Below are 18,659 nucleotides of genomic sequence, written 5' to 3' on the forward strand. Positions count from 1 at the left end.
CATCCAACGCAGAGGCAGCAAGTGTTCGCTCGGTTCAAGTCCCCCAGTGCCCCGCCCGCCCCCGTCGTGGACAAGCCGGGAGGCAAGGGCCGGCCGACGCCGACCCGCAAGGAGGCCCAGGCCGCGGCCCGGGCACGGGCAAAGGCGCCGCGGAGCCGGCGCGAGCAGCTCGCAGCTCAGCGCGCCGGGAAGTCCGAGTCGAGCAAGACCGTGCGTGCAGGGATGAAGGCCGGCGACGAGCGCTACCTCCTCCCCCGCGACAAGGGGCCGGTCCGCCGCTTCATCCGGGACTTCGTCGACTCGCGCTTCTCCTTCGTCGAGCTGATGGTCCCGCTGCTGATCGTGACCCTGCTCCTGGGCTACTCCGGCAGCCCCTACCTCGTCGGCATCGGCAACAGCGTCCTGCTCGGCACGGTCCTCCTGGTTGCGTTCGACCTGTTCCTGATGCGGTTCCGACTGCGGCGGGAGCTGGCCCGCCGCTTCCCCGACGAGCCGACCAAGGGCACGACCTACTACGCCATCATGCGGGCGCTGCAGATGAAGTTCATGCGCCTGCCCAAGGCACAGGTCAAGATCGGGCAGACCCTCCCAGAGCACTACCGCTGAGGGCCCGATGACGACTCCCCCGACTGCCGACGTCTCGGTCCGCGTGGCCTGGGCCGACGACGCCGAGGCGATCGCGGCCGTCCAGGTGCGGGCGTGGCAGGTCCTGTATGCCGACGTCCTCCCCGCTGACACGCTGCCGAGCGACCCCGAGCCGGTCGCGGCGGCCTGGCGAGCGTCTTTGGTCAAGCCGGAGGACGCCCGTAGCCGGGTGCTGGTGGCCCTCGAGCGCAACCGGGTCACCGGGTTCGTGCTCACCGGTGCCGCAGCGGACCCCGACGCCGACCCTGTCGTCGACGGGGAGCTCAGCGAGCTCACTCTCGACCCGGTCGAGCGTCGCAAGGGCCACGGCTCACGGCTGCTCCAGGCGGCCGTCGACACCCTGGTCGCAGACCGGTTTCGCCGAGCGGTGACCTGGGTCGTGGCCAGCGACGACGACCAGCGTCGTTTCCTCACCGAGGCCGGCTGGGCACCCGACGGCGCACATCGCGAGCTCGACCTCGACGGCACCGGGGCGACGCGCGTCAAGCAGATCAGGCTGCACACCGCGATCGGAGCATGAGCGGCGCAGGGCTGCCCAGCGCCATACGCGCGGGCATCGTCCGCGACGGCATCGCCGTCGGAGTGGCCACCGGGGCCTATGGCATCTCGTTCGGCGCAGTTGCGGTCGGCGGAGGGTTGAGCGTGTTGCAGGCCTGCGCACTGTCGCTGCTGGTGTTCACCGGCGCCTCGCAGTTCGCGCTCGTGGGCGTCGTGGCGGCCGGCGGCGCCCCGCTCAGCGGGGCGATGGCTGCAGTCCTCCTGGGCACCCGCAACGCGCTCTACGGCCTGCGTCTCGCGCCGCTGCTGCAGTGGCAGGGCCTGCGACGGGCGGCGGCGGCCCAGATCCTGATCGACGAGTCGACCGCGATGGCCCTCAACCGCGGCAGCGTCCCGGCAGCCCGGCTCGGCTTCCTCACCACCGGGTTGGCCGTCTTCGTCCTGTGGAACGCCGCGACCCTCGCTGGCGCCCTGGCTGGTACGGCGATGGGCGACCCCCGCGCCTACGGCCTGGACGCGGCCGTTGGGGCTGCGTTCCTGGCGCTGCTGTGGCCACGCCTCGTCGAGCGTCGTGCACAGGTCGTGGCTGTCCTGGCCGCCGCCGTGGCGCTGGGCCTGGTGCCCGTCACCGCCGCCGGTGTGCCCGTGCTGGCCGCGGCCGGCGTGGCACTGCTCGCAGGGGTGCTGGCGAAGCCGGGCGGTGGCCGCTGATGTGGCTGGCGATCGGGGTGGCGGCGGTGGGCTGCTACGCCCTCAAGCTCGCGGGCCTGTCGCTGCCGGAACGGGTGCTTGCGCACCCGGTGGTCGCACGGATCGCTGACGTCATCCCGGTCGCGTTGCTGGCGGCGCTCATCGCCGTCCAGACCTGGTCCTCGGGCGCCTCGTTGACGGTCGACGCCCGCACGGCCGGCCTGACCTTCGCGTTGGCGGCACTGCTGCTGCGTGCGCCGTTCCTCGTGGTCGTGATCGGCGCGGCGGCGGTGGCCGCGTTCGTCCGGATGCTCTGAGCCTCCAGCCGCTCCAGGCTGCAGACTGACCCGGGCTGCGCGCGAACGGAGGGTGGGGGGGAGGGTGGGGGGGGCGCCACGGCGTGCTGCAGCCGGCCCCTCAGTCCAGCGGCAGGAAGTGCTCCAGCCCGACCGTGAGACCGGGATGGTCGGCGACCTCGCGAAGGCCGGTGAGCACGCCTGGGGCGAACGACGCCCGGTCCATCGAGTCGTGGCGGATCGTCAGGGTCTCCCCCGGCCCACCGAGGACGACCTCCTGGTGGGCGACGAGCCCGCGGGCCCTCAGCGCGTGGACCCGGACCCCGTCCACGTCGGCCCCCGGGCGCCGTCAAGGCCGGAGGAGGTGGCGTCGGGCATCGGCGCGCTTCCTGCCTCCCGACGAGCCTGGGCGATCAGCTGGGCGGTTCGGCGAGCAGTGCCGGACGGTGCGTCGGCCTTGTCGGGGTGGTGCAGCTCGACCACCTCGACGGACTCGAAGAAGGGAGCGGCCTGCGCCGCGAAGCGCATCATCAAGATCGCGCCCAGCGAGAAGTTGGGGGCGACCAGGACCCCGACCCGGCCATCACCCGCGGCCAGCCAGTCGGTCAGCTGCGCGAGCCGGTCGTCGTCGAAGCCGGTCGTGCCGACCACGGCATGGATCCCGTGCTCGATGCAGAACTGCAGGTTGGCCATGACCACGTCGGGGTGGGTGAAGTCGACGACCGCCTCGACGCCGGTCGAGAGCAGCTGCTCGAGGTCGTCGCCGACGTCGATCCGGGCGACCAGCTCGAAGCCGTCGGCCGCCTCCAAGGCTGCGCAGATCTGCGTGCCCACCTTGCCCTTGGCGCCCAGCACCCCGACCTTGACCAGTTCGCTCACGGGGGCAAACCTACTGCGATCGCGTCTCTCGACGGGTGGCGGTGCCTGACGGCCACCCCCGGAGGTGGCAGGCTGTGGTCCATGCCAGTGCAGACGATCCCGCCGCGCATCCGTTGGGCGGTCGAGCTCATGGACATCCAGCCCAACGACCAGGTGCTGGAGATCGGGTGTGGCCCCGGCGCCGGGGCCGAGCTGATCTGCGCCAAGCTCGAGACCGGCAAGCTGTTCGCCATCGACCGCTCCGAGTCGGGCGTGGACCGCACCAAGCGTCGCAACCAGGCCTATGTCGACGCGGGCCGCCTCGTGGTCCGCCAGATCGACCTGGCGACCCTCCGGGTGCCGGTCAAGCGCCTGACCAAGGTCTTCGCCTTCAACGTCAACCTGTTCTGGGTGCGGCCCTGCGACGACGAGGTGGCCCTGCTCCACGAGCGAGTCGTCCCCGGTGGAGCGGTCTACCTCTTCTACGACGCCAGCCGGCCCGACCTTGTCCCCAACATCGTCAAGAAGACCTCGGACGCGCTCGTGAAGTCGGGGTTCCGCGTCTCGGTGGTGGAGCAGAAGGCTCCGGCCGTGATCGGGATCATCGGGCGCCGCTGAGTCGCCGTCAGCGTACGCCTGTGTGCGCCTGGGCCTGTGCTGTCGCCCGCCGCCGCATGAACTGGCGGCGACGGACATGCGTTGGCCGATTTTCACTGTTGTCCCCCGCCAGTTGCAGAGGGGAACGTGACGCGCTCGAGGAACGCAGCTCGTCCCGCGGGGGTGTACAGCGAGCTCTGCAGCGACGCCAGCCAGGGCCGGATCCGCGCGGGGTCGTGCGCTCGACCGACTGCCCGGTCACCGTCTCGAAGCACACCGAGGGGCCGTTGGACGACGTCGGAGGCGGTGTAGCCCCTGCGGACGTAACCGACGCCGTCCAGTCGTCGCTCGCGGCGGAGATCATCTCGGTGCTGATCCGGCGCCCGGTGATGTCCCCCGTCGAACTCGTGCAGTGACCTCGTCCCCGTCACCAACAGGTCAGCCCGAGCGACGAACTCGCCCGCCTCGTCCCAGATCTCCACCTGGGGCTCCACCTCGATGCCGACGACGACATGCAGGAGCCGGAGCAGTGTCTCCCACGGCGACTCGGACCTGCCGTCGACCCACTCGAGCGCCGCGAGCAGCTTGCGGCGCCCCCGTCGACGTGGCGTGCAGACATTTCTGATCGCCTCCACGGACACGTCACCCGCATGCAGCGCGCTGTCGATGAGCACGACGAGGTCGACCCATGACAACCAGCGCGCGCACGCCAAGATCACCTCTGGCGCGATCGCACACCTCAACCCCGAGATCACGTCCTGAGGTATGGCGCAGGGATGCCTGCTGGTCAGGATGCCGGCCCGCAACGGACGGGGGTCGTCCAGCTGCATCGCGACGAACACCGGGGTCTCCGGCGGCAGTGGTGGCAGCATCCACCCCCGGATCCGCGCACCGGTCAGGGCCGTGAAGCACCCGTGGTTGGTCAGGAGCAGCTGCCAGCCACCCACGTCGGCCAACCACTCGTCCTCAGGGCCGGCGCCGTCCAGTCGTCGACGATGAATGCCCCGTGTCACTGATTGGAAGCACACCCGTCGAGGGCATCCACGGACCGCATCGGGCGCGAGGTCTGTCATCGCGCCAGCGTCGCTCGATGCGCTGGCCCGGGCGGGCCGGCTGGCTGCGGTCTGTGGACGCCTCCTGGATCCACCGACGTGTGGAGGGGTTCTGGTCTGCTCCCCCTCCAACCGCTCGATCAGCTGGCGGCGTACGCCATCTGACTTCGCGATCCGGACCGGACACTCCTCAACTGGCGGCGCACGACGGGCGTTCTCCAGATTTCGTGGTCGGGCGCCGCCAGTTCATACAAGGCCCGGCAGCACCTGTCGGGCGCCGACAGTCCGTGGCGACCAGGCCGTTGCAGGCGCCGCAGCGTCAGGCGGGGCCGACGATGGCCAGGATCTCCGGCTGGGCGAAGAGCGCAGCCGCGACGTCGCGGACCTCCTCGAGGGTGACGCCGTCGATCCGCGAGATCACCTCGTCGATGGTCAGCAGCTCGTCGTGGACCAGCTCGACCTTGCCCAGGCGCGACATCCGGGAGCCGGAGTCCTCGAGACCGAGGACGAGACCGCCCTTGAGCTGGCCCTTGCCCCGCTCGAGCTCGTCGAGGGTGATCCCTTCGGCGGCCACCTTGGCCAGCTCGGCGCGGACGGTGGTGAGCACGTCGTCGAGCTTGCCGGGCAGGCAACCGACCGAGACCCCCACGAGACCGGCGTCGGCATGGTGGGAGGCGAAGGAATAGACCGAGTAGGCCAGTCCGCGGTGTTCGCGCACCTCCTGGAAGAGCCGCGACGACGTCCCACCCCCGAGGGCGGTGTTGAGGACGCCGAGGGCATAGCGCCGCTCGTCGGTGCGGGTCAGGCCCTTCATCCCCAGGACGAGGTTGACCTGCTCGAACGGTCGGCTCGTTCGCGACTCCCCCGTGGACACCGACCGGGCCTTGGTGGTGTTGCGGGTCTGGACCGGGGTCACGGCGCGGTCGAGGAATCCCTGGCGGCCGAAGGCCCGGCGTACGTCGCGCACGACCGCTGTGTGGTCGAGGCTGCCCGCGACCGCGACCACCATGTTCTCCGCGCGGTAGTGACGACGGTAGAAGCGCGCGATCTGGTCGCGGCTCATCGCGGTGATCGAGTCGTGGGTGCCTGCGATCGGACGACCCAGCGGGGTGTCGCCGAAGGCCTGGGAGGCGAAGAGGTTGTGCACGACGTCGTCGGGGTCGTCGTCGTGCATCGCGATCTCGTCGAGGATCACGTCGCGCTCGGCCTCGACGTCGGCGGCTGCGATCGTCGAGCTGGTGATCATGTCGCCGATGACGTCGACGGCCAGCGGCAGGTCGTCGTCGAGCACACGAGCGTGGAAGCAGGTGTATTCCTTGGCCGTGAAGGCGTTGAACTCACCCCCGACGGCATCCAGGGCGACCGAGATGTCGAGCGCGGTGCGCTCCTTGGTCCCCTTGAACAACAGGTGCTCGAGGAAGTGCGAGCAGCCGTGCAGGGCGGGAGTCTCGTCGCGGGAGCCGACGTTGACCCACACGCCGATGCTGGCCGAGCGAGCGCCGGTCATCTGCTCGGTGACGACCCGCAGGCCGCCGGGCAGCACCGTTCGGCGTACGCGTGAGGTCACCTGACCATCGGCGTCCTTGACGGTCTGCAGGGTCTTGGTGGAGCCGACCTTCTGGCCGGAGCCGACGTGCTGGGAAAGGGCCGACCGGCCAGCAGAGAGGCTCTGCTGGCCGGTCGGCCGGATGCTGCTGGAGGTCACTCGGCGTCAGTCGCCTCGGCCGGCTCCGCGTCGGCGGACTCCTGCGAGCCCTCCTCCACGACCGGGATCAGCGACAGCTTGCCGCGGTCGTCGATCTCGCCGATCTGGACCTGGATCTTCTGGCCCACGGAGACGACGTCCTCGACGGCGTCGACGCGCTTGCCGCCGGCCAGGGAGCGGAGCTTGCTGATGTGCAGCAGGCCGTCCTTGCCGGGCATGAGCGAGATGAAGGCACCGAAGGCAGTGGTCTTGACGACCGTGCCGAGGTAGCGCTCGCCGACCTCGGGCATCGTCGGGTTGGCGATGGCGTTGACCGCGTCCTTGGCGGCCTGGGCCGCCTCCCCGTTGGTCGCACCGATGTAGACCGTGCCGTCGTCCTCGATCGAGAGCGTCGCGCCCGTGTCGTCCTGGATCTGGTTGATGATCTTGCCCTTCGGGCCGATGACCTCACCGATCTTGTCGACGGGCACCTTGATCGTGATGATCCGCGGCGCGTGCAGCGACATCTCCTCGGGCGTGTCGATGGCCTCGGCCATCACGTCGAGGATCGCGATGCGAGCGTCGCGCGCCTGGTTGAGCGCCGACGCGAGCACCTCGGCCGGGAGGCCGTCGAGCTTGGTGTCGAGCTGCAGCGCCGTGACGAACTCGCGCGTTCCGGCGACCTTGAAGTCCATGTCGCCGAAGGCGTCCTCGGCGCCGAGGATGTCGGTCAGGGCGACGTATTCGGTCTTGCCGTCGACCTCACCGGAGATCAGACCCATCGCGATGCCAGCAACGGCGGCCTTGAGGGGCACACCGGCCTGCAGCAGCGAGAGCGTCGAGGCACAGACCGAGCCCATCGACGTCGAGCCGTTGGAGCCCATGGCCTCGGACAGCTGCCGGATGGCGTAGGGGAACTCCTCGCGGGTGGGGAGCACCGGCAGGATGGCGCGGCGCGCGAGCGCACCGTGGCCGACCTCGCGACGCTTGGGCGAGCCCACGCGCCCCGTCTCACCGGTCGAGAACGGCGGGAAGACGTACTTGTGCATGTAGCGGCGGTACTTCTCCGGGCTCAGGGTGTCGAGCTGCTGCTCGAGCTTGAGCATGTTGAGGGTGGTGACGCCCAGGATCTGGGTCTCGCCACGCTCGAACAGGGCGGAGCCGTGGACCCGCGGGATCACGCCGACCTCGGCGTGCAGCGGCCGGATGTCGGCCAGGCCGCGACCGTCGATGCGGATCTTGTCGCGCAGGACGCGCTCGCGCACGAGGTTCTTGGTCAGCGAGCGGTAGGCCGCGCCGATCTCCTTCTCGCGACCCTCGAACTGCCCGGCGAGCTGTTCGAGCAGCCCGGCCTTGATCTCGTCGGTCTTGAGCTCGCGCTCCTGCTTGTCGCCGATGGTCATCGCCTCGGCGGTCTGGGTCTTGGCTGCGGCCTCGACCGCGGCGTAGACGTCGTCCTCGTAGTCGAGGAAGACCGGGAACTCCTGCAGCGGCTTCGAGGCTTCCTTGGCGAGCTCGGCCTGTGCCTCGACGAGCTGCTTGATGAAGGGCTTGGCGGCGTCGAGGCCACCGGCCACGACCTCTTCGGTGGGCGCCTGCGCGCCACCCTCGACGAGCGCGATCGTGCCCTCGGGGGCCTCGGCCTCGACCATCATGATGGCGACGTCACCGGTCTCGGTGACCCGACCGGCGACGACCATGTCGAAGACGGCGGTGTCGAGCTGGGCGTGTGTGGGGAATGCGACCCACTGGTCCTCGATCAGGGCCACGCGGACGCCGCCGACGGGGCCGGAGAACGGCAGGCCGGAGAGCTGGGTCGACAGCGACGCGGCGTTGATCGCCAGCACGTCGTAGGGCATGTTGGGGTCGAGTGCCATCACCGTGATGACGACCTGGACCTCGTTGCGCAGGCCCTTCTTGAAGGTCGGGCGCAGCGGCCGGTCGATCAGGCGGCAGGTGAGGATCGCGTCCTCGCCCGGACGACCCTCGGAGCGGAAGAAGGAGCCGGGGATCTGGCCCACGGCATACATCCGCTCCTCGACGTCGATCGTGAGCGGGAAGAAGTCGAAGTGGTCCTTGGGGTGCTTGCCGGCGGTCGTGGCCGACAGGAGCATGGTCTCGTCGTCGAGGTAGGCGGTGACTGCACCGGCTGCCTGACGGGCCAGCAGGCCGGTCTCGAACTTGATGGTGCGCTTGCCGAACTTGCCGTTGTCGAGAACGGTCTCGACGGCGGAAATGATGGGTCCCTCGTTCAAGAGGTTTCCCTTTCTCTTCGCGGAGCGATCCGCGACGCCGCAAGTTGGTGCCGGTCTTCGATCGAGGCCCGCAGGTGATCTGTCACCTGAAGGCCACTACCGAGGACCGAGCCGGGCGCGCGGGTCGCTCCTGGATCATGGATGTGTTGAGTTGTGACGCGTCTCCGACACTAGCGGTCGGAGGTCGAAATGCTTAAGAGGCGGCTCCCGTCCGGGAACCGCCTCTCACCAGGTCAGCGACGCAGACCAAGGCGCTCGACGATGGAGCGGTAGCGCTCGATCTCGGTCTTCTGCAGGTAGTTGAGCAGACGACGGCGCTGGCCCACGAGGAGCAGCAGGCCACGACGGCTGTGGTGGTCGTGCTTGTGCGTCTTCAGGTGGTCGGTGAGGTGGGCGATGCGGAAGCTCAGCAGCGCGATCTGCACCTCGGGCGAGCCGGTGTCACCCTCGGTCGTGGCGTATTCGGCGATGATCTTCTTCTTGGTCTCCGCGTCGGTACCGATCGACATACGAGGACTCCTTCCGGTCTCGTTGCGCGGCGCTCGGGGCAGGATGCCCGGGGCTCTCTGGATCCGCGGCCGTTATGACGGCGATTCCCACCGGGGTGGGCAACCGGAGAAGACTAACAACGGCAGCGCCCGGGCCCCAAAATGCTGGGACCCGGGCGACCGGCGCGCTCGAGCTGAGCGCGAGGTATGGCGATCAGACGGCCGGCGGCGGCGGGTCCTGCTCGGTGGTCCGCTGCGTCTGGGCCTGGCGCCCGTCGGCGTTGGTGGTCGTCGCCGTGGTGGTGGCGCGCCGCTTGGTGTTCTGCTGCATGACCACGAGCAGCAGCCACACGAGCCCGGCACCAGCGAGGATCAGGCCCAGCATCCACACGTCGAGCGGTCCAATTGACTGCGTCCGCAGGGCGAGCGTCAGGATCAGGCCCAAGACGATGAGGCCGATCGGTCCTCCGTAACCCATGGTTTTTCTCCGATGTTCGGGGATTGGTGAAGGCACCCTAGCCCGACCGGGCGGATCTGCTGCACCCCCGTGACACCAGATCCACCCGGCCGAGGTCATTCACCCCCGCCGCTTCACAGACGTGAGGGGCCGCCGTTCGGTTGCGTCGGGACGGACATATTTCGTCGCCACCCGAGCAAGGGCTCCGTCAGCAGTCGGGGTTGTCCATCGGGAGCAGGCGCTCGGCGGTGGCGTCCAGGACCCGCAGCCCCGTGACGCGATCGCCATCGCGGTCCACCACCCGCAGCGTGCAGACCTCGCGACCCTGATAGGTGATCACGTTGCTCCTGGTGGTGTCCGCCGGCGACTCGTACCACTCGTAGCCGTAGAGGTCGGCGCCGCGACTCTCAGCCACCATCCAGTTGAGCCGGTCCACCGCCCCCGGCAGCATCGTCAGGGCGAAGACATTGAGTCCCGCGACTGCGAGACGACCGGCTGCAGCGGACTTGAGCACCGACAGTCCCCAGCCTGCCCGACCCAGCTGGACGCTGGCCACCACGAGGAGTCCGAGCACGACGAGCCAGGGAGCGGTGACAAACACCTGGTTCCCGCCTCGTACGTCCTGGACGACCATCCAGGCCACGAATCCACGCAGCACCCACCACGACGGCTGGAAGGACTCGACGAAGCCGCGCGGCGAGCCGGGCAGCCCGTCGAGCGTGCGGTCCCAGAGTGCGTGCAGGTCGTCGAGGATCACCCCCAGCCCCAGGGTGGGCATGGCCCGTCGAGGTGGAGCGAAGTCCGCAAGCCCCGCGGCCGCCCGCAGCTCGGCGGCGTATGCGTCAGGGTCCGCCAGCGCCTCTGGCCCTCGCTCGGCGACGAGGTCGCTCGTGTCGGCCTCGAGCCCGCCGAGCAGCTCCTCGCGCTCGGCGGCGTCGAGGTCGGTGAAGCGGGCGCGGACGGCCGCGACGAAGGAGTCGACCTCGGGTGAGGTCCGAACGGTCTCGCTCATGTGCGTGCCCCCTGCAGCAGGTTGGTGACGGTGGTGGAGAAGTGGTTCCACTCGTCGCGCTGCGTCTTCAGCTGTGCGCGGCCGGTGGGGGTGATGCCGTAGTACTTGCGGTGCGGGCCGCTCTCGGAAGGCACGACGTAGGAGGTCAGCGACCCCGCGGCATACAGCCGCCGGAGCGTGCCGTAGACCGACGCGTCGCCGACCTCGTCGAGGCCGCCCGCCCGCAGTCGGCGTACGACGTCATAGCCGTAGCCGTCCTCGTCGTCGACCACCGCGAGCACCGCGAGGTCGAGCACTCCCTTGAGGAGCTGGGTGTTGTCCATGCTGTGAACAGTAGTGCGGATAGCGCAGTAGTGTTGACTGCGGCATTCCTTCGGCGTGTCCGACGTGCGACGATCCGGACCGTGACCGCTGAGACGAAGATCGGTGTCTGCAACCTGTGCGAGGCGATCTGCGGCCTCGTGCTCACGATCGAGGACGGCGCGGTGACGGGTGTGAGGGGCAATCCCGACGACCCGCTGTCGCGCGGCCACATCTGCCCCAAGGGCGTCGCGATCGCCGACATCCATGCAGACCCCGAGCGGTTGCGCCGGCCGGTGCGCCGGGACCGGGCGACCGGGGAGTTCCACGAGATCGGCTGGACCGAGGCGATCGACCTCGTCTCCGGCGCGCTGGCCGACACGATCAACCGGCACGGCCGCGATGCGGTCGGCATCTATCTCGGCAACCCCAACGTGCACAGCCTGGGCTCGATGACCCACGGCACGGCACTCGTGAAGTCGCTGCGGAGCAAGAACACCTTCAGCGCCACCTCCGTCGACCAGCTCCCCCACCAGCTGCTCGCGCAGCTGATGTTCGGCCACCAGCTGCTGCTGCCGATCCCGGACATCGACCGGACGAGCTACTTCCTGGTCTTCGGCGCCAACCCGATGGCCTCCAACGGCTCCCTGATGACCGTGCCCGACTTCCCGGCCAGGCTGCGCGAGCTCAAGCAGCGCGGCGGACGCATGGTCGTGTTCGACCCGCGGCGCACCGAGACCGCCAAGGTCGCTTCCGAGCACCACTTCGTCCGGCCCGGCACCGACGCCTGGGTGCTGCTGGCGATGCTCAACGTGCTGTTCGCCGACGGGCTCGCCACCGCCCCGTCGTATGCCGATGGGCTGGCCGATGTCGAGTCGGCCGTCGCCCCCTTCACTCCCGCCCTCGCGGAGCGGATGAGCGGCGTCCCGGCTGCGGTCATCGAGCGCGTCGCCCTGGAGCTCGCCACCGCCGAGGGAGGCGTGGCCTATGGCCGGGTGGGTGTCTCGACGCACGAGTTCGGCTCGGTGTGTCAGTGGGCGGTCAACCTGCTCAACATCGTCACCGGCAACCTCGACTCGGTCGGCGGCGCCATGTTCACCTCGCCGGCGATCGACGCAGTCGGCACCGGCCTGATCGGCCGCGGCCACCACAACGCCTGGCAGTCGCGGGTCCGCGGGTTGCCGGAGACGGCCGGCGAGCTGCCTGTCTCCGCGTTGCGCGAGGAGATCACGACCCCCGGCCGAGGACAGATCAAGACGATGCTCACCCTGTCGGGCAACCCGGTGCTGTCCACGCCCGACGGCGCCCGGCTCGACGAGGCGCTGGCCGGCCTGGACTTCATGGCGTCGGTGGACATCTATGTCAACGAGACCACCCGCCACGCCGACGTGATCCTCCCGCCCACCGGAGCCCTCGAGCGCGACCACTACGACCTGGTCTTCCAGACCCTGGCGGTGCGCAACACGGCCCGCTTCACCCCTGCGGTCTTCGACAAGGAGGCCGGGGCGCGGCACGACTGGCAGATCTATCGCGACGTCGCCGTTGCCACGATCGGCAAGCTGGACAAGAAGCCGGGACTCAAGGCGCGAGCGATGTTGCGCGGGCGCCTGTCGCTGAGCCCGACCCGCCTGATCGGGCTGCTGCTCGCGCGCGGCCGCACCGGCGCGACGCTGCGAAAGCTCAGGTCGAACCCGTCCGGCCTCGACCTCGGTCCCCTCCAGCCCGGACTGCTGCCGGACCGGCTGCAGACCCGTGGCCACCGCCTGGTCCTGGCACCGTCCCTGGTGCTGGCCGACCTCGAACGGCTGACGGCTGTCGAGGCACCCGCCGAGACGGAGCTGCTCCTCATCGGTCGTCGGCACAAGCAGGACTGCAACTCGTGGATGCACAACACCGAGCGGCTGACGCGGGGCAGGGCCCGGCACCAGCTCCTCATGCACCCGGCGGACCTGGTGGAGCGTTCGCTGACCGACGGCGACGTCGTCACGGTCTCCTCGAGGGTCGGCAGGGTGCGCGTCGAGGTCGCCGCGACCGACGACATGATGCCGGGCGTGGTCAGCCTCCCCCATGGCTACGGCCACGCCCGCAACCCCGGGATGACGAAGGCTGCTGCCGTCCCCGGTGTGTCGATCAACGACCTCACCGACCCGGAGCGGCTCGACGTGTCGGGCAACGCAGCACTCAGCGGCGTACCCGTCACCGTCTCTGCCTGACGCGGCGGCTCAGCCCGCGAGGAGGGTGCGCACCGCGGCCCTGGCAGCCATGGGGTCGCTCGCACCCAGGGCCGCCTCGGCAGCGGCCTCGCAGGTGTCCATCGAGAGTCGTGAGAGCTGGGCACCGACCGCCCGCACGGCACTCGCCGCCATCGACAGCGACGTGATCCGCATGCCGACGAGGGCGCAGGCGAGCAGCGGGTCCGCGGCGGCCTCGCCACACACCCCGACGGGCTTGCCGGCCTGCACGCCCGCCTCGGCAGTGATCGCGATCAGCTGCAGCACGGCCGGTTGCCAGGGGTCGGTCAGGTGCGCGAGGTCGGTGGCCATCCGGTCGGCCGCCATTGTGTATTGCGTGAGGTCGTTGGTGCCGATCGAGAGGAAGTCGACGACCTCGAGCATGCGATGAGCGAGGAGTGCAGCACTCGGGACCTCGACCATCACCCCGGGCTTGAGGCCCCGTGCGCGGACCTTCTCCGCGAACTCGGCTGCCTCGGCCACGGTGGCGACCATCGGCGCCATCACCCACGTCTCGGTGCCGGTCCGCTCCGAGGCGAGCCTGATGCCATCGAGCTGGCGGTCCATCAGACCGGGATTGCCGATGGAGAGTCGGAGACCGCGCACGCCGAGGGCGGGGTTCTCCTCGCCAGGCGTGGTCGCGAAGGCGATCGGCTTGTCCGACCCGGCATCGAGCGTCCGGACGACGACGCTCCTGCCGTCGCCGAAGGCACCCAGCACGTGGGTGTAGATCTCCGCCTGCTCCTCGGCCGTCGGCTCCTCGGTGGCGTTGAGGAAGCAGAGCTCGGTGCGGAAGAGCCCGACACCCCGCACCGGCTCCGCGCTGGCCTGGATGGCGCTGGGTCCGTCGGCGACGTTGGCCAGGAGCTTGACGGGGGTGCCGTCAGAGGTCATGGCCGGCCCCGTCCAGGCAGCCACGGCCTCACGCGCCGCGCGGCTGGCAGCCACCCGCGCGTCGGCGACCTCCCGGTCCACCCCGATCTCGACCGAACCAGCCTCGCCGTCGACCAGCAGGAACGTCCCGGCGTCGAGCTGCATCACGCCGTCGACGCCCACCACGCAGGGAATGCCGAGCTGGCGGGCGATGATGGCCGTGTGGCTGGTCGCGCCGCCACGCTCGGTGACCAGCGCCAGGATGACGGCCGGGTCGAGGCCGGACGTGTCGCTGGGAGCAAGATCGGTGGCGATGAGCACCGACGGCTCGCTGGGCGTGGGGACACCCGGCTCCGGCTCACCGACGAGATGGGCGGTGATCCGTCGCTCGATGTCCTTGAGGTCTGTCACACGCTCGGCCATCAGGCCGCCCATGTTGGTGAAGATGGAGACGAACTGCTCGACCGCAGCAGCGACCGCCTCCACCAGCCCGGAGCCGGACGCGAGGTTCTTGCCGACCACCCCCCGCAGCCCCTTGTCCCGGGTGAGCGCACTGCTGGCGGTGAGCACCTCGGCCGCCGGGCCCGTCGCGCTGGCGGCCTTGCGGGCGAACGAGTCGGCGACCATCGACACCGCCTCGTCATAGGCGCTCATCGCCGACTCGACGTCGGGGAAGCCGCCGTCGCCGAAGCGAGCGACCGCCTCGGGCGAGACCTCGGTGCGGACCAGCAGCGCGGGGCCGGCGGAGACACCCGGCACGACCGGAGTGCCGTGCAGACCCGTGGGCGGGGTGAGGGACGAGTCCGATGTGGTCATGACCACACGTTAGGCCACCCCAGGGTTGACAATCAACACATTCAAAGATAAAACAACACATACAAAGAACGTGATGGGTGCCACAGACTCCCCGAAGGACAGCCGGTGTATGCAGCGGAAAGACAGCAGGCGATGGCCCGGCTGATCAACCAACAGGCACGCGTCTCCGTCGCCGAGCTGGCGGAAGACCTCGAGGTCACCACCGAGACCGTGCGCCGAGACCTCTCGGCCCTGGAACGGATGGGCCTGATCCGGCGAGTGCACGGCGGCGCGGTCCCGGTCAGCGCCCTGGCCGTCATCGAGTCCGGCATCTCCGAGCGAGACCTGGCCAACACGGACGCGAAGGACGCGATCGCTGCTGCGGCAGTCGCCCTGCTGCCTCCCTCCGGGTCGATGATCGTCGTCGACGCAGGCTCCACGACTGCCCGCCTCGCCGCCCTGCTCCCGCGCGACCACCGGCTGACCGTCGTCACCCACGCCGTGCCGATCGCGGCCCGGCTCGCGGGCCTGCCGCACATCGAGCTGGTCCTGCTCCCGGGCCGGGTGCGTCCGACGACGCACGCCGCCGTCGGCGCCGACACCGTCGCAGCCCTGTCCGACATCCGCGCCGACGTCTCGTTCCTGGCGACCAACGGACTCAGCGCCGGGCGCGGCCTGACGACCCCGGACCGGGACGAGGCGGCCGTCAAGCGAGCGATCGTGAGCGCCGGGCGCCGGACAGTGGTCCTGGCGGACTCCACCAAGATCGGGGTCGAGTCGTCCCTGCGCTTCGCGGCGCTCGGCGAGGTCGACGTGGTGGTCACCGACGCGGGCATCTCCGAGCACGAGTCCTCGGCCCTGGCCGAGGCCGGCGTCGAGGTGGTGGTCGCGTGATCCTCACCCTCACACCCAACCCGAGCATCGATCGCACGATCACGCTCGCGGGCGAGCTCACGCGTGGCCAGGTCCAGCGAGTCGTCTCGGTGACCTCCCAGGGCGGCGGCAAGGGCGTCAACATCTCGCGCGCCTCGGTCAGCGCCGGCGAGCCGACCGTCGCTGTCCTCCCCGCGGCCAAGGACGACCCCTTCGTGATCGAGCTGCTCGCGGCAGGCATCGACTGCCGCCCGGTGCGACCGGCGGGCGACGTGCGGGTCAACATCACCATCACCGAACCCGACGGGACCACCACCAAGCTCAACTCCCCCGGCGCCAGCGTCGAGGCCGTCCACCTCGAGGCGATGGCCAGCACCCTCCTCGCGCGCGCACCGGGGGCCAGCTGGACCGTGCTGGCGGGCTCACTCCCGGCTGGGGCGCCGCCGGAGTTCTATGCCGAGCTCGTACGTCGCCTGCACGCCACCGGCGCCAAGGTCGCGGTCGACACCAGCGACGCTCCGCTCCGAGCGCTGGTGGATGCGCTCCCCGACTCGGCGCCCGACCTGATGAAGCCCAACGGCGACGAGCTCGCGTCCTTCACGGGCGCCGACGCGGTCCAGCTCGAGGCCAACCCTGCCCAAGCCGCTGAGGCCGCACGCACGCTCGTCCGTCGTGGTGTCGGCGCCGTGCTGGCGACGCTCGGCGGCAACGGGGCCGTGCTCGTCACGGCCGACGGCGCCTGGCACGCCACGCCTCCGCCCACCACTGTCGTCAGCACCGTCGCTGCGGGCGACTCGAGCCTCTTCGGCTATCTGCTGGGAGACATCCGCGGGCTCAGCGCCCCGGACCGTCTCGCCCTCGCCGTCGCCTACGGCAGCGCCGCTGCCGGGCTGCCCGGCACCACCATCCCCGAGCCGGCGCACCTCCGCACCGACCTCGTCACCGTCACTGTCCTGGGAGGCAGCGCATGACCGACATCATCACCACCCACCTGGTCCGACTGGACGCCAGCTGGGGCGCCGACAAGTCCGACGTGATCCACGCCCTCGCCGACGTGGTCGACGAAGCCGGACGCGCCCAGGACCGCGAACAGCTCGTCGCGGACGCGTTCGCGCGGGAGGAGACCTCCAGCACCGGGCTCCCCGGCGGCATCGCGATCCCGCACTGCCGGACGACCGGTGTCTCCGAGCCCACCCTGGCCTTCGCCCGCCTCGACCCGCCCGTCGACTTCGGCGCCAAGGACGGGCCCGCCGACCTCGCCTTCCTGATCGCCGCCCCGGCGGGTGGCGACGCCACGCACCTCCAGCTGCTCACCAAGCTGGCCCGGTCGCTGGTCAAGCCTGCCTTCACCGACTCCCTCCGCGCGGCGGCGACACCGGACGAGGTCGTCGAGCTGATCGCGCAGGCGCTCGACGAACCAGCGAAGCCGACCCCCGCACCCGCGGCGACCGCACCGGCAGCCCCCTCCCCCACGGCCGCAACCTCCGACGCGCCCAGCCCCGCCGAACCCAGGCAGCTGGTGGCGGTCACCGCCTGCCCGACCGGCATCGCCCACACCTACATGGCAGCAGAGGCACTGGAGGCCGCGGCCGCGAAGGCGGGCGTGCCGATCGCCGTGGAGACCCAGGGCTCGGCCGGCGCGACGCCCCTGTCACCCGAGACGATCGCCAAGGCCGCTGCAGTGATCTTCGCGGTCGACGTCGGAGTGCGTGACCGCGGGCGCTTCGCCGGCAAGCCGATGGTGTCCTCAGGTGTGAAGCGGCCGATAGACGACGCCGACGCGATGATCGCCGAGGCGCTGCGCTATGCCGACGACCCGAGCGCACCCCGGGTCGAGGGCCACGCCGCCGAGGCGGGCGCTTCGCACGCCGGGACGGAGTCATGGGCTGCGCGGACGCGTCGGGTGCTCATGACCGGGGTCTCCTACATGATCCCGTTCGTGGCCGCGGGCGGTCTGCTGATCGCGCTCGGCTTCCTGCTCGGTGGCTACGAGATCGCTAACCACGCCGGTGCCGTGCTCGCCGACAGCACCCTCTTCAGCCCACCCGACCTCTCCGCCTACTCCGAGCCGAGCCTGGGCCACGTGCCGTTCGACTCAAGCGTGCTGGCCTACCTCGGCGCGGCGCTCTTCGTCCTCGGCAAGTTCGCGTTCGCCTTCTTCGTCCCCGCGCTGGCGGGCTACATCGCCTACGCGATCGCCGACCGCCCCGGCATCGCCCCCGGCTTCGTCATGGGCGGGCTCGTCACCGACGTCGCCGGCTTCGGACTGCCGCAGAGCGGATTCCTCGGCGCGATCGTCGGCGGTGTCCTCGCTGGCGTCGTCGCCCACTGGATCGCCGGCTGGAAGGTGCCGACGTGGGCACGCGGCCTGATGCCGGTGCTGGTGATCCCGCTGCTCACCACGCTCGTCGTGGGCCTGCTGATGCTCGTCGTGCTGGGTCGCCCCATCGCGTCGCTCATGACGGCGCTCACCGACGGGCTGAGCTCGATGAGTGGCGGCTCGGCCGTCCTGCTGGGCATCGTGCTCGGCCTGATGATGGCCTTCGACATGGGCGGTCCCCTCAACAAGGTCGCCTACAGCTTCGCCGCCGCCGGTGTCGGAGGCGCGGCCCTGACCAACGAGGCGCCCGAGCTGAAGATCATGGCCGCGGTGATGCTCGCCGGGATGGTCCCGCCGCTCGCGCTCGCGCTCGCCACCGCCGTACGCCCGGGCCTGTTCACCGTGCCCGAGCGTGAGAACGGCAAGGCGGCCTGGCTGCTCGGAGCGTCCTTCATCACCGAGGGTGCGATCCCCTTCGCTGCCGCCGACCCGCTGCGCGTGATCCCCTCGATCATGGCAGGAAGCGCTGTCACCGGTGCCATGTCGATGGGACTCGATGTCGGGCTGCGAGCGCCCCACGGCGGAATCTTCGTGCTGTTCGCCGTGGACGGGATCCTCAGCTTCATCATCGCCCTCCTGGCCGGGACGCTCGTCGCCGCGACCCTGGTCGTCGTCGCCAAGAGCATCGGTCGCCAGGACGCCGACCTCGCCACCGTCTGACCAGTCCACCCAACC

At 70.4% G+C, this 18,659-nt stretch carries 17 protein-coding genes and 1 pseudogene; 9 read left to right on the forward strand and 9 right to left on the reverse strand.

The features are described from left to right. Positions 1–21 precede the first annotated feature (21 nt). From G7071_RS17220 to G7071_RS17235, 4 genes are read left to right on the forward strand one after another with little or no spacing between them, the layout of a single operon-like run. The gene (locus tag G7071_RS17220; RefSeq protein WP_166320602.1) at positions 22–606 is read left to right on the forward strand and encodes a DUF3043 domain-containing protein; all 585 of its coding nucleotides are present in this window, start codon (positions 22–24) and stop codon (positions 604–606) included. A 7-nt stretch (positions 607–613) separates the two neighbouring features. Further along, positions 614–1,165 carry a GNAT family N-acetyltransferase gene (locus tag G7071_RS17225; protein WP_166320603.1) on the forward strand — a complete coding sequence of 184 codons (552 nt, stop codon included), beginning with the start codon at positions 614–616 and terminating at the stop codon, positions 1,163–1,165. Beyond that, entirely contained in the window at positions 1,162–1,854 is a 693-nt protein-coding gene (locus tag G7071_RS17230; RefSeq protein WP_166320604.1) for an AzlC family ABC transporter permease, read from the forward strand. The genes G7071_RS17225 and G7071_RS17230 overlap by 4 nt, the downstream gene beginning before the upstream one ends. Further along, positions 1,854–2,150, forward strand: coding sequence for an AzlD domain-containing protein (locus G7071_RS17235; RefSeq protein WP_166320605.1), 297 nt, complete (start codon positions 1,854–1,856; stop codon positions 2,148–2,150). Before G7071_RS17230 ends, G7071_RS17235 begins: the two co-directional genes overlap by 1 nt. Before the next feature lie 100 nt (positions 2,151–2,250). Here G7071_RS17235 and dapB read toward each other — a convergent pair. Next, positions 2,251–2,999: pseudogene (gene dapB, locus G7071_RS17240) on the reverse strand (4-hydroxy-tetrahydrodipicolinate reductase). A 90-nt stretch (positions 3,000–3,089) separates the two neighbouring features. Between dapB and G7071_RS17245 the strand changes: the two are divergent. Then, positions 3,090–3,605 carry a class I SAM-dependent methyltransferase gene (locus G7071_RS17245; protein ID WP_166320606.1) on the forward strand — a complete coding sequence of 172 codons (516 nt, stop codon included), beginning with the start codon at positions 3,090–3,092 and terminating at the stop codon, positions 3,603–3,605. 92 nt (positions 3,606–3,697) lie between these two features. Here G7071_RS17245 and G7071_RS17250 read toward each other — a convergent pair whose 3' ends face one another. From G7071_RS17250 to G7071_RS17280, 7 genes are all read right to left on the reverse strand, one after another. Then, a complete protein-coding gene (locus G7071_RS17250) occupies positions 3,698–4,540 on the reverse strand; it encodes a hypothetical protein (RefSeq protein ID WP_166320607.1) in 843 nt (280 codons plus the stop codon). 415 nt (positions 4,541–4,955) lie between these two features. Then, positions 4,956–6,341, reverse strand: coding sequence for a M16 family metallopeptidase (locus G7071_RS17255; protein ID WP_166320608.1), 1,386 nt, complete (start codon positions 6,339–6,341; stop codon positions 4,956–4,958). Next, a complete protein-coding gene (locus tag G7071_RS17260) occupies positions 6,338–8,575 on the reverse strand; it encodes a polyribonucleotide nucleotidyltransferase (RefSeq protein WP_166320609.1) in 2,238 nt (745 codons plus the stop codon). Before G7071_RS17260 ends, G7071_RS17255 begins: the two co-directional genes overlap by 4 nt. Positions 8,576–8,808: 233 nt before the next feature. Further along, positions 8,809–9,084 carry a 30S ribosomal protein S15 gene (gene rpsO / locus G7071_RS17265; protein WP_166320610.1) on the reverse strand — a complete coding sequence of 92 codons (276 nt, stop codon included), beginning with the start codon at positions 9,082–9,084 and terminating at the stop codon, positions 8,809–8,811. 193 nt (positions 9,085–9,277) lie between these two features. Beyond that, positions 9,278–9,541: a DUF6458 family protein gene (locus G7071_RS17270; RefSeq protein WP_166320611.1), complete on the reverse strand. Its 264-nt coding sequence runs from the start codon at positions 9,539–9,541 to the stop codon at positions 9,278–9,280. A gap of 187 nt (positions 9,542–9,728) precedes the next feature. Continuing rightward, complete coding sequence (locus G7071_RS17275; protein ID WP_166320612.1) at positions 9,729–10,532, reverse strand: hypothetical protein; 804 nt, start codon at positions 10,530–10,532, stop codon at positions 9,729–9,731. Continuing rightward, on the reverse strand, positions 10,529–10,855 hold the full coding sequence (locus G7071_RS17280) for a PadR family transcriptional regulator (protein WP_166320613.1): 327 nt from the start codon (positions 10,853–10,855) through the stop codon (positions 10,529–10,531). The genes G7071_RS17275 and G7071_RS17280 overlap by 4 nt, the downstream gene beginning before the upstream one ends. A gap of 81 nt (positions 10,856–10,936) precedes the next feature. Here G7071_RS17280 and G7071_RS17285 point away from each other — a divergent pair, with 81 nt between their 5' ends. Next, positions 10,937–13,045, forward strand: coding sequence for a molybdopterin-dependent oxidoreductase (locus G7071_RS17285; RefSeq protein ID WP_166320614.1), 2,109 nt, complete (start codon positions 10,937–10,939; stop codon positions 13,043–13,045). A 9-nt stretch (positions 13,046–13,054) separates the two neighbouring features. Here G7071_RS17285 and ptsP read toward each other — a convergent pair whose 3' ends face one another. Beyond that, complete coding sequence (gene ptsP / locus G7071_RS17290) at positions 13,055–14,752, reverse strand: phosphoenolpyruvate--protein phosphotransferase (RefSeq protein WP_166320615.1); 1,698 nt, start codon at positions 14,750–14,752, stop codon at positions 13,055–13,057. A 105-nt stretch (positions 14,753–14,857) separates the two neighbouring features. On the opposite strand from ptsP, the gene G7071_RS17295 reads away from it, so the two are divergent. From G7071_RS17295 to G7071_RS17305, 3 genes are read left to right on the forward strand one after another with little or no spacing between them, the layout of a single operon-like run. Next, positions 14,858–15,625 (forward strand): DeoR/GlpR family DNA-binding transcription regulator, encoded by a 768-nt coding sequence (locus tag G7071_RS17295; RefSeq protein WP_166320616.1) that lies wholly within the window; start codon positions 14,858–14,860, stop codon positions 15,623–15,625. Then, a complete protein-coding gene (locus G7071_RS17300; protein ID WP_166320617.1) occupies positions 15,622–16,575 on the forward strand; it encodes a 1-phosphofructokinase family hexose kinase in 954 nt (317 codons plus the stop codon). The genes G7071_RS17295 and G7071_RS17300 overlap by 4 nt, the downstream gene beginning before the upstream one ends. Further along, positions 16,572–18,644 carry a PTS fructose transporter subunit IIABC gene (locus G7071_RS17305; protein ID WP_166320618.1) on the forward strand — a complete coding sequence of 691 codons (2,073 nt, stop codon included), beginning with the start codon at positions 16,572–16,574 and terminating at the stop codon, positions 18,642–18,644. Before G7071_RS17300 ends, G7071_RS17305 begins: the two co-directional genes overlap by 4 nt. Positions 18,645–18,659 lie beyond the last annotated feature (15 nt).

This window comes from Nocardioides piscis, from assembly GCF_011300215.1.
Classification (GTDB): domain Bacteria; phylum Actinomycetota; class Actinomycetes; order Propionibacteriales; family Nocardioidaceae; genus Nocardioides; species Nocardioides piscis.